This window comes from uncultured Parabacteroides sp. (assembly GCF_947855115.1).
Classification (GTDB): Bacteria; Bacteroidota; Bacteroidia; order Bacteroidales; family Tannerellaceae; genus Parabacteroides.
This window is the reverse complement of the sequence record NZ_CANTZW010000003.1, coordinates 207459-222202: the sequence shown is the minus strand read 5'-3', so window position 1 is coordinate 222202 and position 14744 is coordinate 207459. Positions and strand designations below refer to the sequence as shown.

Sequence of the window (14744 nt, the reverse complement as noted above, 5' to 3'; positions counted from 1 at the left end):
GCAACGCCGTCGCAGTATACTGCACGGCGGTTGCGGTAATGTAACCATTTAGAGCATAATTTATACGAGTTACCCTTCTTCTTGCTGCATCTCCACTTCTTTCACTTTCCTGAATAGGTCTGAAGCGAAGATGAAGTCGTTTAATGCTTGGTTGTTGGAGGTGATTACCTGTTCTTTTGTGCCTTGCCATTCCTTTACACCTTCCTTAATGAAAATGATGTTGTCGCCGATGTTCATCACGGAGTTCATATCGTGGGTATTGATAACGGTCGTCATATTGTATTCCACCGTAATGTCGTGAATCAAATCATCAATTAATAGGGAAGTCTTGGGATCTAGTCCGGAGTTCGGCTCATCACAGAACAAATATTTCGGATTCAAGGAGATCGCTCTTGCGATAGCGGCACGTTTCATCATACCACCACTGATCTCGGAAGGATACAAATGCCCGGCCTCGGACAAGTTTACGCGCTCCAAGCAGAATTCCGCACGTTTCCTGCGCTCTTTCGTTGAGTCATTAGAGAACATATCCAAGGGAAACATCACGTTTTCCAATACAGTCATACTATCGAATAAAGCGGAACCTTGAAACAGCATTCCCATCTCGCGGCGCAGCATATTTAACTCATGCTTGTTCATCGTGATTAAGTCTCTGCCATCATATAATATTTGTCCGGTATCCGGCTTCATCAGTCCGATGATATTTTTGATCATTACCGTTTTACCGGAACCGCTTCGTCCGATAATCAGATTAGTCTTTCCATCCTCGAAAGTGGTGCTGATATCTTTTAAGACTGTACGACCGTCGAAAGATTTCGTTATATTTTTAACTTCAATCATCTTTTAAGTAAGCATTAAATGGGTTAATATTACGTCGGCGAGCAAAATCATGATGCTACTCATAACCACGGCATTCGTACTCGCCTTACCTACCTCTAAAGCCCCTCCTTTTACGTTATAGCCAAAATAGGCGGCGATGGATGAGATGATGAATGCGTATACCACAGACTTGATAATCGAATACCAAATGTAGAACTCATTGAAATAGAATTGCAAGCCATATTCGAATGAGGAAGGAGTCATCCCCGTACTCGTTGAGTAACTGGCAAAAATACCGCCTAAAATGCCTGTGAACATACTGAATATAACCAATACGGGAATAAAGATCATCAAACCGATCATTTTGGGGAGGATCAAGAAATTAGCGGAATTGACTCCCATGATTTCCATGGCGTCTATTTGTTCGGTAACTCGCATCGTTCCGATTTCGGAGGCGATATTACTACCTACTTTACCTGCCAGGATCAAGCACATAATGGAGGAGGAGAATTCCAGCAAGATGATCTCACGGGTCGTATAACCGATTGTAAATTTAGGGATCAAGGGAGAACTTATATTCAGGGAGATCTGGATGGCGATAACCGTACCGATGAAGACTGAGATAATGACGACAATCCAGAGAGAATCCACGCCTAGCTTGTATATCTCTTTGATCAATTGCTTAAAGAACATACTCCACCGGTCAGGAAGTGTTATACTCTTCATCATCAGTAGGGTATACTCACCCATTCTGTGTAATGCTTTATTCATGTTTGTCTTGATAAATTTCTGATTTCAGCATGCAAAGATAGCGTAAAATCCACTAATAACCATATAACATCTTAGAAACAAGATTGGTTTTATTTGTGAATCCTATGGTCGTTTGCGGATTATCATGTACATTTGCGTTAAATTATCAAATAGCTTATGTCAGACGAACAACGAATGGTGCTCCGAACGGAGGATTTGGTAAAGAAATATAGGACTCGTACGGTCGTGAATCACGTATCGATTAACGTGAAACAAGGGGAAATCGTCGGTTTGCTTGGTCCGAACGGGGCGGGAAAGACAACGACCTTTTATATGACAGTAGGTCTGGTTACTCCTAATGAGGGTAAGATCTTCCTGAATGACATGGAGATTACGAAATTCCCGGTGTATAAACGGGCTCGCAACGGTATCGGTTATTTAGCGCAAGAGGCATCTATCTTCCGGAAGATGACGGTAGAGGATAATATCCGCTCGGTTCTGGAGATGACGGGACGTACCGCTGAATACCAGAAGGAGAAATTGGAAAGCCTGATTTCAGAGTTTGGTCTGAATAAAGTGCGTAAAAATTTAGGAGACCAACTTTCGGGAGGAGAGCGTCGGCGTGCGGAAATCGCTCGTTGTCTGGCAATAGATCCGAAGTTCATTATGTTGGATGAACCTTTTGCGGGTGTGGATCCGATTGCCGTTCAGGATATACAGACGATTGTAGCCCGTTTGAAGCATAAGAATATCGGTATCTTGATTACCGACCATAATGTGTACGAGACTTTGAGTATTTGCGACCGGGCTTACCTTCTGTTTGAAGGGAAGGTCCTTTTCCAAGGAACTGCCGAGCAGCTTGCCGAGAACGAGATCGTACGCGAGAAATACCTTGGAAAAGATTTCGTGCTGCGTAAGAAAGACTTATAATAACCGTTTTAATTGCTTGTTCACCAAGATGAACAGCAGAAATAATACGGTAGCGATCATACAAAAATCCAAGAGATGTTCGGGAGGGATTTCTCCCGTTATAAATTCGTTGTCTTTGAGTCGATTGTCTGACATAGCGATTACCGCAAAAGCATTATTAATAAAATGGGCGAATACCGGTATCCAAATACTTTTGCTCCAATAAAGAAGATAACCAAAATAGGCTCCGAGTATCATTCGGGGCAAGAATCCGTAAAACTGTAAATGGAAGGCACTAAATAATATAGCGGCGACCCATATGATCGTATGAGGATTAGAGCTCCATTTTCCGATTACTCGTTGCAAAGCTCCTCTGAACAAGAACTCCTCAGTTATTCCGGCGGTAACGGCTATAACGATAAGATTAGCTAGAATTACCCCAATGTTATCGCTGGATAATAAACGGACAGTCAACTGTTCCGCTAAATTTTCTTGGGCCTGCATCCATTCTTCGATAGGAGACATAAATGCGGGTAATTCCATCTGCTTGTTGAGAAGCCCTAGCAGGTTGATGGTCGGAGAAAGTAAAAGCATACAAACTAGAGTAAATAGCCAAATCTGACCGTTTTTTATGCGATGTATTGATAAATAATCATATGGTTTGTCACTACATAGCCACGCCATGGCAATGGCAGGCAATAAGAATGTACAAATTGCGGAAATGAATTGAATGGCCCTCATCAGGTTTGTATTAAGAGTGATGTCCGTTTGCGAACTCAGGGTGGCTAATGATAAGCCTATGGATACGATGGATGATACGGATGCTCCTATTAATAATAAAGAGAAGAGGCATAATAGCTGGAAAATAGTTGATTTATTGGCATAAATACCTTTTATGTGTACACTCATAATGACAATCTATCGTGAATTTTTCGCTAAAGATAAGCAGAAGTTCCCAAACAAAGAGTGATTTTCTTGATGATGTTCCAGATCTATAGGGAATATAATTCTAACCGATAGACATTGATCAATAAAAAGGAGATATGGTAAGTCTGTTTGTTTGCTTGTCAATCTGTTGTGTTTTATTGGCACAACAGGTTACATGCGAACAGTTGTTAAAGCTGTTTTATAATGCCCAACAAACATGGCAGACTGGTAATGTAGAGGATGCAAAAACTTTTTATAAGCAAATTATAAACTTGTAATCCCGGTTGTCTGAGCCCTATCTGTATTTAGGAGATCTGTACCGGGCTGACACGACTGATCTGCGATTGCAAGAGAAAGCTGCTGCAGGAAATTCGTTTGAGGAGGAAAAGGAATCTCTTGATTATTAGGAGCCTATGCTCAACATAGAGGATATAGGCGAGGCTATTCGAAATATGGAAGAAAGCAGGGAGGCTATGGCACGAGATTCGGCTCGATTACTAGATTTCCCCGAGAATTTATCTTTGTCGCTTTCGTTGAAAGCCGATAAACTGAATCTTTATGAATTTGATATGCAGGAAGTACAAGGAAGCGTATCGCTGAGAGAGAGAAAGGCGTATTGCGATTTCTCTACACAAACAAATATGGGAGATACCCGTATCCAATTGTTGTATAAAAATCAGACTTCTCGAAGAGCAGATATATTTTTGGATTAGGATATGAGCCAGATACAAGTGGGAAAATTGCGTAAGATGTTTCCGGCTATAGAGACCTTGTTCCCGATGTTGAGTTCTATAGATGGTATTCTGGATTGTAAGTTAGCTTCTTATTGCCCGATCGATTCGAGATTGAATGTGGATTTGGATGCTTTATCTGCGGTTTGTTCTTTTGATGGCAAGAATATGGTATTGTTTACGAACGAGACTTTTCATCAGATCGCTAATAAACTTTACTTTAAAGATAAAGAACGTAATCTGATCGATCATATTTCTGCGGATTTCATAGCGAAAGATCATAAGATTGAGATTTTTCCTTTTCTGCTTGATATGGATCGGTATCGTTTCATTACCGGAGGTGAACATAGTATGGATATGAACTTTAATTATCATATTGATGTATTGAAATCTCCTATTCCATTTGATTTCGGGCTGAATGTGGAAGGAAAAATCGGCAATTTTAAATATAAACCGGGAAAAACTCGTTATAGGGAATTGTTCAATGCCCCGATCCGTCATGAGGGAATATCTTGTTAAACATCTTTAAAAATAACATGGTTCCCTCTTTTTGGGGGAATTTGTCTGCATGATTAGGGCATTTCTTTTGGATTTTATGTGAAGGATTGGGGAAGCTTGAGTTTTACATTAGAATAAAAACAGATCAAAATTTGCGCGATTAAAAGAATAAGTCTAATTTTGCGACCTAAAATTCGATACGACTATTAATTAAATAAATCATTCAGAATGAACGTTTCGCTTAAAAACAATGATGCCGTAAGCGGTATCGTGAAATTAGAAATAGTGAAAGCTGACTATGCTGATCAGGTAGACAAGAGCCTGCGTAGCCTTCGTCAGAAAGCCAATGTACCGGGTTTCCGTAAGGGTATGGTTCCTATGGGCATGGTTAAGAAAATGTACGGAAAGCACGTGCTGGTAGAGGAAGTAAACAAGCTGGTCTCTGAAAATCTGTTCAAGTATATTCGCGAGAACGATTTGCATATCTTGGGCGAGCCGATGCCTAATGAGACAGAGCAAAAACCGTTGGATTTCGATAAAGAAGAGAATTTTGAGTTCTGTTTTGACGTAGCTTTAGCTCCAGAGATCAATATCGAGTTGAGCAAGAACGATAAACTTCCGTTCTATCAAGTCGCTATCGATGAGGAAATGCTGAATAGCCAAGTGAATGCTTACCGTTCAAATTTTGGCTCTTACGATAAGGTAGATGAAGTTGAGGAGAAAGATATGCTAAAGGGTACGGTAGCCGAGCTTGAGAACGGTACACTGAAAGAAGGTGGTATCGTTGTTGAAGATGCGGTTTTGATGCCTATGTATATCAAGAATGAGGAAGAGAAAACCAAATTTATCGGAGCAAAGGTGAATGCTGTCGTAGTGTTCAATCCGAATAAGGCATATGAGGGCGCAGAGGCCGAGATTTCTTCATTCTTGAAGATCGATAAGGAGAAAGTGGCCGAGACTACCGGAGTTTTCAGTTTTGAGATCAAGGAGATCACTCGTCATAAAGACGCTGAGATGAACCAGGAGTTGTTCGACAAGGTATTTGGGGAGAACGTGGTTACCAGCGAGGAGGAATTCAAGAACAAGATCAAGGAAGCTTTGGCCGAACAATTCGCTCCCCAGAGTGATTTCAAGTTCTTGACAGATACACGCGATATGTTGGTTGAAAGAGCTGGTGAGTTGAACTTCGCTGAAGATTTGTTGAAACGTTGGTTGCTTGCCGCTAACGAGAAGAATACGAAGGAAAAAATCGATGAGGACTTTCCTCAGATCCTTCAAGATTTGAAGTATCAATTGATCAAGGAGAATTTGGTTAAAAAGAATAACTTGAAAGTTGAGGATGCAGATGTCGAGAATTTCGCTAAGCGTGTAGCTAAAGCTCAGTTCGCCCAATACGGAATGTTGTCTGTGCCGGAGGATGTACTTGACAACTATGCTAAAGACATGTTGAAAAATAAGCAAACACTTCAAAATATTATCGACCGTGCGGTTGAGGAAAAACTAGCGGCATGGCTGAAAGAGCAAGTAGAACTTGATGTTAAGGAAGTAACCGCTGACGAGTTCAACAAACTTTTTGAGTAAAAGATTTTATCCGGCCTCTTGGAGGTTGTTTTATATCAAAAAAGGGATTTCTCTCTAAAAATATCTTAGCGGATAGCGAAATAAATTGTTTCTTTCAGAAATTTATTTATAACTTTGTTTTTCCGTTAAGTCACAGAGGGAAATCCCTTTTTACGTCTTCTCGGTAAATAAAAGATAGGAGAAAATATGGAAGATTTTAGAAAGTATGCAACAAAGCATTTGGGTATGAGTGGTACGGCTCTGGATAGTTATATGAATATCTCCAGTAGCTATATCTCCCCTACGATTATAGAGGAACGGCAATTGAATGTCGCTCAAATGGATGTATTCTCTCGATTAATGATGGATCGTATTATTTTCTTGGGTACGCAGATTGATGATTATACCGCTAATGTGATTCAAGCGCAATTACTGTATCTGGATTCAAGTGACCCCGGAAAAGATATTTCTATTTATATCAACTCGCCGGGCGGCTCTGTTTATGCAGGCTACGGTATTTATGACACGATGCAGTTTATCTCTAGCGATGTTTCTACGATCTGTACGGGCATGGCTGCTTCTATGGCATCTGTCTTATTAGTTGCGGGAACAAAAGGAAAGCGTTTCGGCTTGAAGCATTCCCGTGTAATGATCCATCAGCCGCTTGGTGGCGTACAAGGACAGGCTTCTGATATAGAGATCACCGCTCGCGAGATTTTGAAGGTAAAGAAAGAATTGTATACCATTATCTCGGAGCATTCCGGTAGATCTTACGAGGAAATTGAGCGTGATGGTGACCGGGACTTCTGGATGACCTCGGAAGAAGCAAAAGAGTATGGCATGATCGATGATGTTTTAACACGTAAATAAAAACAAGAATAAACTATGGCCAAAACAACAGGCGATACATGTACGTTTTGTGGTAGGGGGAGCCGTGAGGTAAATATGCTTATTAATGGAATCTCTGGCTGTATTTGCGATGATTGTGCCCGGCAAGCATATGATATCGTAAAAGAGCAGATGGGAAGCAAGAAAACATCTTTTGGTTTGAAACAGAAAGATTTGCCGAAGCCGGAAGATATCAAGACATTCTTAGACCAGTACGTGATCGGGCAGGATGATGCTAAACGTTATTTATCGGTATCAGTGTATAACCATTACAAGCGTTTACTTCAAAAGGTTACCGCGGACGATGTGGAAATAGAGAAATCTAATATTATCATGGTTGGCGCTACCGGTACGGGTAAGACTTTGTTAGCTCGTACGATCGCTAAGTTATTGCATGTTCCATTCGCAATCGTAGATGCGACGGTACTTACCGAGGCTGGTTATGTAGGTGAAGATATCGAGAGCATCCTGACACGGTTATTACAAGCTGCGGATTATGATGTGGAAGCGGCCCAAAGAGGTATCGTTTTCATCGATGAGATCGATAAGATCGCCCGTAAAAGTGATAATCCGTCAATCACCCGGGATGTCAGTGGGGAAGGTGTACAGCAAGGTTTGCTGAAACTTTTGGAAGGCTCGATCGTGAATGTTCCTCCTCAGGGTGGCCGTAAGCATCCGGAACAAAAAATGATAGCGGTGGATACGAAGAATATCTTGTTTGTCTGCGGTGGTGCTTTCGATGGTATCGAGAAAAAGATCGCTCAACGCTTAAATACCCGTGTGGTTGGTTATTCGGCAAGTTTGGATACGGCTACTGTAGACCGGAATAATTTATTGAAGTACATCACGCCGACCGATTTGAAGTCGTTTGGCTTGATCCCGGAGATTATCGGTCGTTTGCCTATCCTCACTTATTTGAATCCGCTTGACCGCAGTACGCTTCGTAACATCTTGACAGAGCCTAAGAATTCTATTATCAAGCAATACGTCAAATTGTTCGAGATGGATGGTATTAAGTTGACGTTCGATGAGGAGGTTTATGAGTTTATCGTGGATAAGGCGCTTGAGTTTAAGTTGGGTGCCCGAGGGTTACGTTCAATCGTAGAGGCTGTAATGATGGATGCTATGTTCAGTATGCCATCTCAAAAGGTAAAAGAGCTCCATGTAACGTTGGAGTATGCGAAAGAGAAATTTGAAAAATCGGACGTGAACCGTTTGCAGGTCGCGTAAACGTAGACGGTTTACTATAAATAATACGAAGTATGGCAAAGAAGGATCATTTAACAGAGGAGCTAAATCGGCACTTTGGCTTCGGTACCTTTAAAGGGAACCAGAAGGCTATTATTGAGAACGTGCTGGCCGGGAAAGATACTTTTGTATTAATGCCGACGGGGGGAGGCAAATCTCTTTGTTATCAATTGCCATCCATACTGATGGAAGGAACCGCGATCGTGATATCTCCGTTGATCGCTTTGATGAAAAATCAGGTGGATGCGATGCGGAATTTCAGCGAGGAAGATGGGGTTGCCCATTTTATTAATTCCTCTTTGAACAAGTCGGCTATCGACCAGGTGAAATCGGATATATTATCGGGGCGTACCAAGTTACTTTATGTGGCCCCGGAGTCTCTGACCAAGGAAGAGAACGTGGATTTTCTGCGTCAGGTGAAAATCTCTTTTTATGCAGTGGACGAAGCGCATTGCATATCGGAATGGGGACATGATTTCCGTCCGGAATATCGAAGAATCCGTCCGATTATCAACGAGATAGGTAAACGTCCGTTAATTGCTTTGACTGCTACCGCCACGCCCAAAGTGCAACACGATATCCAGAAAAATCTGGGTATGATAGATGCTACAGTGTTTAAATCATCCTTCAACCGCTCTAATTTGTATTATGAGGTTCGTCCGAAAGGGGCGAATATAGACCGCGAGATCATTAAATATATTAAAGCCAACGAGGGTAAATCGGGTATCGTATATTGTTTGAGCCGTAAAAAGGTGGAGGAGTTTGCCGATATCTTGAAGGCCAACGGAATCAAGGCATTGCCTTACCATGCAGGAATGGATTCGCAGGTACGCTCTGCCAATCAGGATGCCTTCCTGATGGAGCAAGCGGATGTGATCGTGGCGACAATCGCTTTCGGTATGGGTATCGATAAGCCGGATGTCCGTTATGTGATTCATTACGATATCCCGAAGAGCCTGGAAGGTTATTACCAGGAAACCGGTCGTGCCGGTCGGGATGGCGGAGAAGGTCAATGTATCGCTTTCTATGCTTATAAAGACTTGCAGAAATTGGAGAAATTCATGCAAGGAAAACCCGTGGCCGAACAGGAAATCGGCAAGCAACTGCTTTTAGAGACTGCGGCTTATGCTGAGACTTCTGTTTGCCGGAGAAAAGTGCTTTTGCATTATTTCGGTGAGGAATACCTGGAAGATAATTGTGGTAATTGTGATAATTGTTTGAACCCAAAGAAACAGGTGGAAGCGAAGGAATTGTTAAGTGCGGTACTGGAGGTTATCAGTACGTTGAAAGAAAAGTTTAAGACAGATTATATCGTAAATATTTTGGTGGGTAATGAAACCTCCGAGATCCAAAATTACAAGCACAACGAATTAGAGGTCTTCGGATCAGGACAAGATGAAGACGAGAAAACTTGGAACGCCGTTATTCGTCAGGCTTTGATCGCCGGTTATTTGGCGAAGGATATTGAGAATTATGGTTTGCTGAAAATCACGGAAAAGGGAAAGGAGTTCATGAAGAAACCGGTATCATTTAAGATTACCGAAGACAATGAATTCGAGGAAGAGGAAGAGGAAGTTCCGGTTCGTGGAGGTGCCTCTTGTGCAGTAGACCCGGTTCTCTATTCTATGATGAAGGATTTGCGGAAGAAATTATCCAAACGTTTGGAGGTTCCACCTTTCGTGATTTTCCAAGATCCCTCTTTAGAGGCTATGGCTACTACTTACCCGATTACGCTGGAAGAGTTGCAGAATATCCCGGGAGTGGGTGCTGGCAAGGCGAAACGTTATGGCAAGGAGTTTATCGAATTGATCAAGAAGCATGTAGAGGAGAACGAGATCGAACGCCCGGAGGATTTGCGTGTGCGTACGGTCGCTAATAAGTCTAAGTTGAAGGTCTCTATCATTCAGCGGATCGACCGTAAGGTGGCGCTGGACGAGATTGCCTTGACAAATGGACTTGAGTTCACCGAACTTTTGGATGAGATCGAAGCGATCGTGTATTCCGGTACGCGTATCAATATTGATTATTTCTTGAATGATGTGATGGACGAGGATCATATTGAGGATATTTACGAGTATTTCAAAGATTCTGAGACCGATGACCTAGAAGATGCCATCGAGGAATTAGGGGGGGATTATACGGAAGAAGAGATTCGTTTAGTTCGTATCAAATTCTTGTCTGAAATGGCAAACTAATGAATAAAAGGGTGGATCGGTTCCACTCTGAAGAAAAAACAAATAAAGAAAATAATAGTTCCTTCCGAAAGAGATTTATTTTTCTTTCGGAAGGAATTTTATTTTCCCAGTACTGATTATCGTATGAAAAGTCGTATATTTGCGCGCAATAATTTTTAAAGCATAAATTCTATGTCATTTATTGCAGACAGGGTAGTTATGGATGGGTTAACATTTGATGATGTATTGTTAATCCCAGCTTATTCGGAAGTTCTTCCTCGTAATGTCGATCTCACGACAAAGTTTTCACGTAATATTGCATTGAATATACCGATGGTGTCGGCCGCTATGGATACGGTAACCGAGGCTAAGTTGGCTATCGCCATCGCCCGTGAGGGAGGTATGGGTGTGATTCATAAAAACATGACGATCGCAGAGCAGGCTAAACAGGTTCAGAGCGTTAAGCGTGCGGAGAATGGAATGATCTATGATCCGGTGACTATCACGAAGGGCAAACGTGTAGCGGATGCCTTGGCAATGATGGCTGAGTATAAGATCGGTGGTATTCCTGTAGTGGATGAAGGTGGATATTTGGTGGGTATCGTGACAAACCGCGACTTACGTTTCGAGAAGGATATGAACCGTTCTATTGACGAGGTGATGACAAAAGAGAATCTGGTTGTAACCGGACCGTCTACGGATATGGAGGCGGCTACCCAAATCCTTCAGGAATATAAGATCGAGAAATTACCGGTGGTTGATAGCCATAATAAGCTGATCGGTTTGATTACTTATAAAGATATAACGAAAGCGAAAGATAAACCAAAGGCTTGTAAGGATTCAAAAGGCCGTTTGCGTGTAGCTGCCGGTGTAGGTGTTACGTTCAATACCTTCGAGCGTGTAGCTGCTTTGGTGGATGCCGGCGTGGATGCCTTGGTGATTGATACGGCACACGGTCACTCTAAAGGTGTGGTGGATGTCTTGAGACAGATCAAGGTTCAATATTCGCATATAGATTGTGTGGTTGGTAATATCGCTACGGGTGAGGCTGCTAGATATTTGGTGGATGCCGGGGCAGATGCCGTGAAGGTAGGTATCGGTCCGGGTTCAATTTGTACAACTCGTGTGATCGCCGGAGTGGGTGTTCCTCAGTTGTCGGCTATTTACGATGTAGCGAAAGCACTGGAAGGGACAGATGTACCTTTGATTGCCGATGGAGGTTTACGTTACTCGGGTGATATCGTGAAGGCAATCGCTGCCGGAGGATCTTCCGTAATGATGGGATCCTTATTGGCGGGTGTGGAGGAGTCGCCGGGTGATACGATTATCTTCAATGGCCGTAAGTTTAAGTCTTATCGTGGGATGGGTTCGTTGGAGGCTATGCAAAAAGGTTCCAAGGACCGGTATTTCCAAGATGTGGAGGACGACGTGAAGAAGTTGGTTCCGGAGGGAATCGCTGCCCGTGTTCCGTATAAAGGATCTTTGTACGAGGTCATTTATCAGATGGTAGGTGGTTTACGTGCCGGAATGGGGTATTGTGGAGCTCATAATATCGAGGAGTTGCATAAAGCTCGTTTTACTCGCATCACCAATGCCGGTGTACAAGAAAGCCATCCGCATGACGTTGCGATCACGCAGGAGGCTCCGAATTATAGTCGCGGTGAATAGTAATACAAGTTTTATGTTTTATAAAAAACACTAATTTAATGGGATAGCATACTTTTCTTGCCAGCTCTCCGTTAGATTAGTGTTATTTTTGTAATGTATATTCGTGCTATGATAAAAGAATTTTTGATGAAAGAGTTACTTATCTCATTAGGGGTATTCGCTTGTGTGACAGTTAACGCTCAAGTTGTGTCTGATTCGGTCGTCATGACGGTCGCTGGAAAACAAGTACCTTTGTCTGAATTTATTTTTATCGCGGAGAAGAATGGTGAGGTCGATTTATCGGATACGAAGTCTGTCAAAAACTATGTTGAGCTGTTCAAGAATTTTAAGCTAAAGGTAGCGGAGGCAGAGTCTTTAGGGATTGATCAAACAACTTCGTTCAAGAATGAGCTGGAAGGATATCGGGCTCAGTTGATCGATAGCTATCTGTCGGATAAGGAGGGGGAGAAAAACGCCGCTCGTGCGGTATATGATCGGGGGGATAATTCAGTAGAGTTGACTCATATCCTGTTCCGTTTGCCGGAGAAGACGGTTTCCAAAGATACGGTAGCTGTATATCAAGAGGCTATGCAGGTATACGAACGTCTTCGAAAAGGAGAGGAGGATATAGAAACAGTCGGGAAAGCCTTGGCCGAGAAAAATAAGGAACATATTGCTTGTGAATATGTACGTTGCCTGCTCCCGATGCAATCCTTAAAAGTGTTTGAAGACGTAGCCTATTCCCTACCTGTGGGTGTGGTTTCAAAGCCTGTTCGTACGAAATTGGGATTTCATTTGATAAAAGTCCATAGTCGTAAATCCAATCCTGGACGAGTACATGTCGCTCATATCTTAGTTTCTTTCCCAAAGGATTCTGCCATTCAAGATTCGTCGGAGGTTCTGGCGAAAGCACAAGAGATTTATAAGCAAGTGCAAGAGGGAGCGGATTTTAGTGAGTTGGCAAAAAAATATTCCGGAGATATGGCTTCCGCTAAGAAAGGGGGGGGGGTACCTTGGTTTGGTGTAGGCGAGATGGTGCAGCCTTTTGAGCAAGCTGCTTTTGCCTTGGAGAAACCGGGGGATATATCCGGGCTAGTGGAAACACGTTTTGGCTATCATATTATTAAATTGATTGGTAAGAAGGGACGTCCTACTTTTGAGGAAGAGGAAAAAGTTTTATCAAGACGGATGGGGCAAGGAGAACGTAACTTCGAGTTATATAAAGCTTTTGATGACCGTATGAAGAAAGAATACGGATATGTATTCTATCCGGAAGCCTATGCGGAATTACAGGCGTTATGTGATGATAATTTCCCCACGGACGAGGCGTTTTATGAGAAAGCGAAGGATATGAGCAAGACGTTAATGCGTTTGGATGGAAAGGATTTTCCGCAAGCGGAATTCGCTTATTATATCCAACGTTGCCCGTTTTCTACAAAGACGTATGCAGGTGATTTTATGCAAGAAGTCTATGATCTGTTTGTCCGAGATATCGTGACAACCGCCGAGCGTAAAAATCTGATGACAAAACATCCGGAGATACCTCATTTGATGCAAGAGTACCGGGATGGGATTCTGTTGTTTGAGGTAAGTAACCGGGAGATCTGGAGTAAACCCTCCGCTCAACAAAAGGCATTGGAGGCGAAATGGATCGCAGATTTGAATAAGAAATATCCGGTAACCGTCAACTGGAAGTTATTGAAGAAATTAAAGAAATAAAAAAGATAGATATGAGGAAGGTCTTCATGTTCCTAGCGTTCGTTGTGTTGTTGGGTGCCTGTAAAGGTTCTCAGCCGGTTGATACTACGGATGTCTTGGTTAGCGTGAAAGGGCGTACCCTGAGTCGTTCGGAGGTGAATAAGCTAATTCCTCGGGGAACTTCCTCCGCTGATAGTATGTTGTTGGCCGAGAATTTTATTAAAAAATGGGTAAAGGATGTATTAGTGTACGACGTGGCCTTGCGTAACTTGGGGAATGAAAAAGAGAAGGTCGATGAATTAGTTGAGGAATACAGGCGTTCTTTGGTCCGTTACCGTTATCAAGAACGGTTGATAGAGGAGAAGTTGAGAGCAGATATCCGGGAAAGTGATAAATTAAACTATTACGAGGAAAATCAGAAAAAGTTCATCTTGGATAAAGGCTTGATCAAGGGATTGTTCTTGAAAATCCCGGTAGATGCCCCCGGACTTGCTGATGTGAAAAAGTGGTACAAATCGACAGATGTGGCCTCTTTAGAAAAAATTGAGAAATATAGTGTGCAAAATGCCACGATTTATGAGTACTTTTACGACAAATGGGTTGATTTCGATGAGGTAATGGATAATATACCAGTCCATGTATCGAATCCGAACGTATTTCTGAAGGCAAATAAGTCTGTTGAAGTAGCAGATAGTAGTTATTGCTATCTGTTGAATATCAAGGAGTATTTGCCATCTGGCAGTGTGGAGCCATATGATTATGCGAGTCCGCATGTCATGGAAATGCTGATTAATCAACGAAAAGTTGAATTCTTGAGAAATTTTGAAGACGAGTTATATAACGATGCGATCCGGAGCGGTGACGTGGAATTCCATTCCGAGCCGTGATCTCTAAT

At 42.4% G+C, this 14744-nt stretch carries 13 protein-coding genes; 10 read left to right on the top strand and 3 right to left on the bottom strand.

Annotation, left to right across the window (positions count from 1 at the left end; genetic code table 11):
* Nucleotides 1-69: 69 nt before the first annotated feature.
* Both Q0110_RS04310 and Q0110_RS04305 read right to left on the bottom strand, forming a co-directional pair.
* On the bottom strand, nt 70-840 hold the full coding sequence (locus Q0110_RS04310; RefSeq protein ID WP_297903066.1) for an ABC transporter ATP-binding protein: 771 nt from the start codon (nt 838-840) through the stop codon (nt 70-72).
* A gap of 3 nt (nt 841-843) precedes the next feature.
* Nucleotides 844-1590 (bottom strand): ABC transporter permease, encoded by a 747-nt coding sequence (locus tag Q0110_RS04305; RefSeq protein ID WP_297903063.1) that lies wholly within the window; start codon nt 1588-1590, stop codon nt 844-846.
* 156 nt (nt 1591-1746) lie between these two features.
* Between Q0110_RS04305 and lptB the strand changes: the two genes are divergently transcribed.
* On the top strand, nt 1747-2499 hold the full coding sequence (lptB, locus tag Q0110_RS04300; protein ID WP_297903060.1) for an LPS export ABC transporter ATP-binding protein: 753 nt from the start codon (nt 1747-1749) through the stop codon (nt 2497-2499).
* On the opposite strand, the gene Q0110_RS04295 is transcribed toward lptB, so the two are convergent.
* Nucleotides 2494-3072, bottom strand: coding sequence for a CPBP family intramembrane glutamic endopeptidase (locus Q0110_RS04295; protein WP_297903057.1), 579 nt, complete (start codon nt 3070-3072; stop codon nt 2494-2496). The two genes, lptB and Q0110_RS04295, sit on opposite strands and share 6 nt — an antisense overlap.
* Before the next feature lie 746 nt (nt 3073-3818).
* Here Q0110_RS04295 and Q0110_RS04290 point away from each other — a divergent pair.
* The 9 genes from Q0110_RS04290 to Q0110_RS04250 all read left to right on the top strand — a co-directional run bounded on the left by Q0110_RS04290 (nt 3819) and on the right by Q0110_RS04250 (nt 14736).
* Nucleotides 3819-4118: a hypothetical protein gene (locus tag Q0110_RS04290; protein ID WP_297903054.1), complete on the top strand. Its 300-nt coding sequence runs from the start codon at nt 3819-3821 to the stop codon at nt 4116-4118.
* A gap of 3 nt (nt 4119-4121) precedes the next feature.
* A complete protein-coding gene (locus Q0110_RS04285) occupies nt 4122-4655 on the top strand; it encodes a hypothetical protein (RefSeq protein ID WP_297903050.1) in 534 nt (177 codons plus the stop codon).
* Nucleotides 4656-4862: 207 nt separating this feature from the next.
* Nucleotides 4863-6215 (top strand): trigger factor, encoded by a 1353-nt coding sequence (tig, locus tag Q0110_RS04280; RefSeq protein ID WP_297903047.1) that lies wholly within the window; start codon nt 4863-4865, stop codon nt 6213-6215.
* Nucleotides 6216-6401: 186 nt separating this feature from the next.
* Nucleotides 6402-7064: an ATP-dependent Clp endopeptidase proteolytic subunit ClpP gene (clpP, locus tag Q0110_RS04275; protein WP_297903044.1), complete on the top strand. Its 663-nt coding sequence runs from the start codon at nt 6402-6404 to the stop codon at nt 7062-7064.
* A 15-nt stretch (nt 7065-7079) separates the two neighbouring features.
* Nucleotides 7080-8312, top strand: coding sequence for an ATP-dependent Clp protease ATP-binding subunit ClpX (clpX, locus tag Q0110_RS04270; RefSeq protein ID WP_297903041.1), 1233 nt, complete (start codon nt 7080-7082; stop codon nt 8310-8312).
* 32 nt (nt 8313-8344) lie between these two features.
* Complete coding sequence (gene recQ / locus Q0110_RS04265) at nt 8345-10525, top strand: DNA helicase RecQ (protein ID WP_297903038.1); 2181 nt, start codon at nt 8345-8347, stop codon at nt 10523-10525.
* A gap of 171 nt (nt 10526-10696) precedes the next feature.
* On the top strand, nt 10697-12172 hold the full coding sequence (gene guaB / locus Q0110_RS04260; protein ID WP_297903035.1) for an IMP dehydrogenase: 1476 nt from the start codon (nt 10697-10699) through the stop codon (nt 12170-12172).
* A 108-nt stretch (nt 12173-12280) separates the two neighbouring features.
* Entirely contained in the window at nt 12281-13870 is a 1590-nt protein-coding gene (locus Q0110_RS04255) for a peptidylprolyl isomerase (RefSeq protein ID WP_366139642.1), read from the top strand.
* A gap of 11 nt (nt 13871-13881) precedes the next feature.
* On the top strand, nt 13882-14736 hold the full coding sequence (locus Q0110_RS04250; RefSeq protein ID WP_297903029.1) for a peptidyl-prolyl cis-trans isomerase: 855 nt from the start codon (nt 13882-13884) through the stop codon (nt 14734-14736).
* Nucleotides 14737-14744: the final 8 nt, after the last annotated feature.

What these genes read in the sequence shown, in the direction of transcription:
- Q0110_RS04310 (WP_297903066.1), bottom strand. Translation starts at nt 840, where the DNA reads ATGATTGAAGTTAAAAATATAACGAAATCTTTCGACGGTCGTACAGTC.
- Q0110_RS04305 (WP_297903063.1), bottom strand. Translation starts at nt 1,590, where the DNA reads ATGAATAAAGCATTACACAGAATGGGTGAGTATACCCTACTGATGATG.
- lptB (WP_297903060.1), top strand. Translation starts at nt 1,747, where the DNA reads ATGTCAGACGAACAACGAATGGTGCTCCGAACGGAGGATTTGGTAAAG.
- Q0110_RS04295 (WP_297903057.1), bottom strand. Translation starts at nt 3,072, where the DNA reads ATGCTTTTACTTTCTCCGACCATCAACCTGCTAGGGCTTCTCAACAAG.
- Q0110_RS04290 (WP_297903054.1), top strand. Translation starts at nt 3,819, where the DNA reads ATGCTCAACATAGAGGATATAGGCGAGGCTATTCGAAATATGGAAGAA.
- Q0110_RS04285 (WP_297903050.1), top strand. Translation starts at nt 4,122, where the DNA reads ATGAGCCAGATACAAGTGGGAAAATTGCGTAAGATGTTTCCGGCTATA.
- tig (WP_297903047.1), top strand. Translation starts at nt 4,863, where the DNA reads ATGAACGTTTCGCTTAAAAACAATGATGCCGTAAGCGGTATCGTGAAA.
- clpP (WP_297903044.1), top strand. Translation starts at nt 6,402, where the DNA reads ATGGAAGATTTTAGAAAGTATGCAACAAAGCATTTGGGTATGAGTGGT.
- clpX (WP_297903041.1), top strand. Translation starts at nt 7,080, where the DNA reads ATGGCCAAAACAACAGGCGATACATGTACGTTTTGTGGTAGGGGGAGC.
- recQ (WP_297903038.1), top strand. Translation starts at nt 8,345, where the DNA reads ATGGCAAAGAAGGATCATTTAACAGAGGAGCTAAATCGGCACTTTGGC.
- guaB (WP_297903035.1), top strand. Translation starts at nt 10,697, where the DNA reads ATGTCATTTATTGCAGACAGGGTAGTTATGGATGGGTTAACATTTGAT.
- Q0110_RS04255 (WP_366139642.1), top strand. Translation starts at nt 12,281, where the DNA reads ATGATAAAAGAATTTTTGATGAAAGAGTTACTTATCTCATTAGGGGTA.
- Q0110_RS04250 (WP_297903029.1), top strand. Translation starts at nt 13,882, where the DNA reads ATGAGGAAGGTCTTCATGTTCCTAGCGTTCGTTGTGTTGTTGGGTGCC.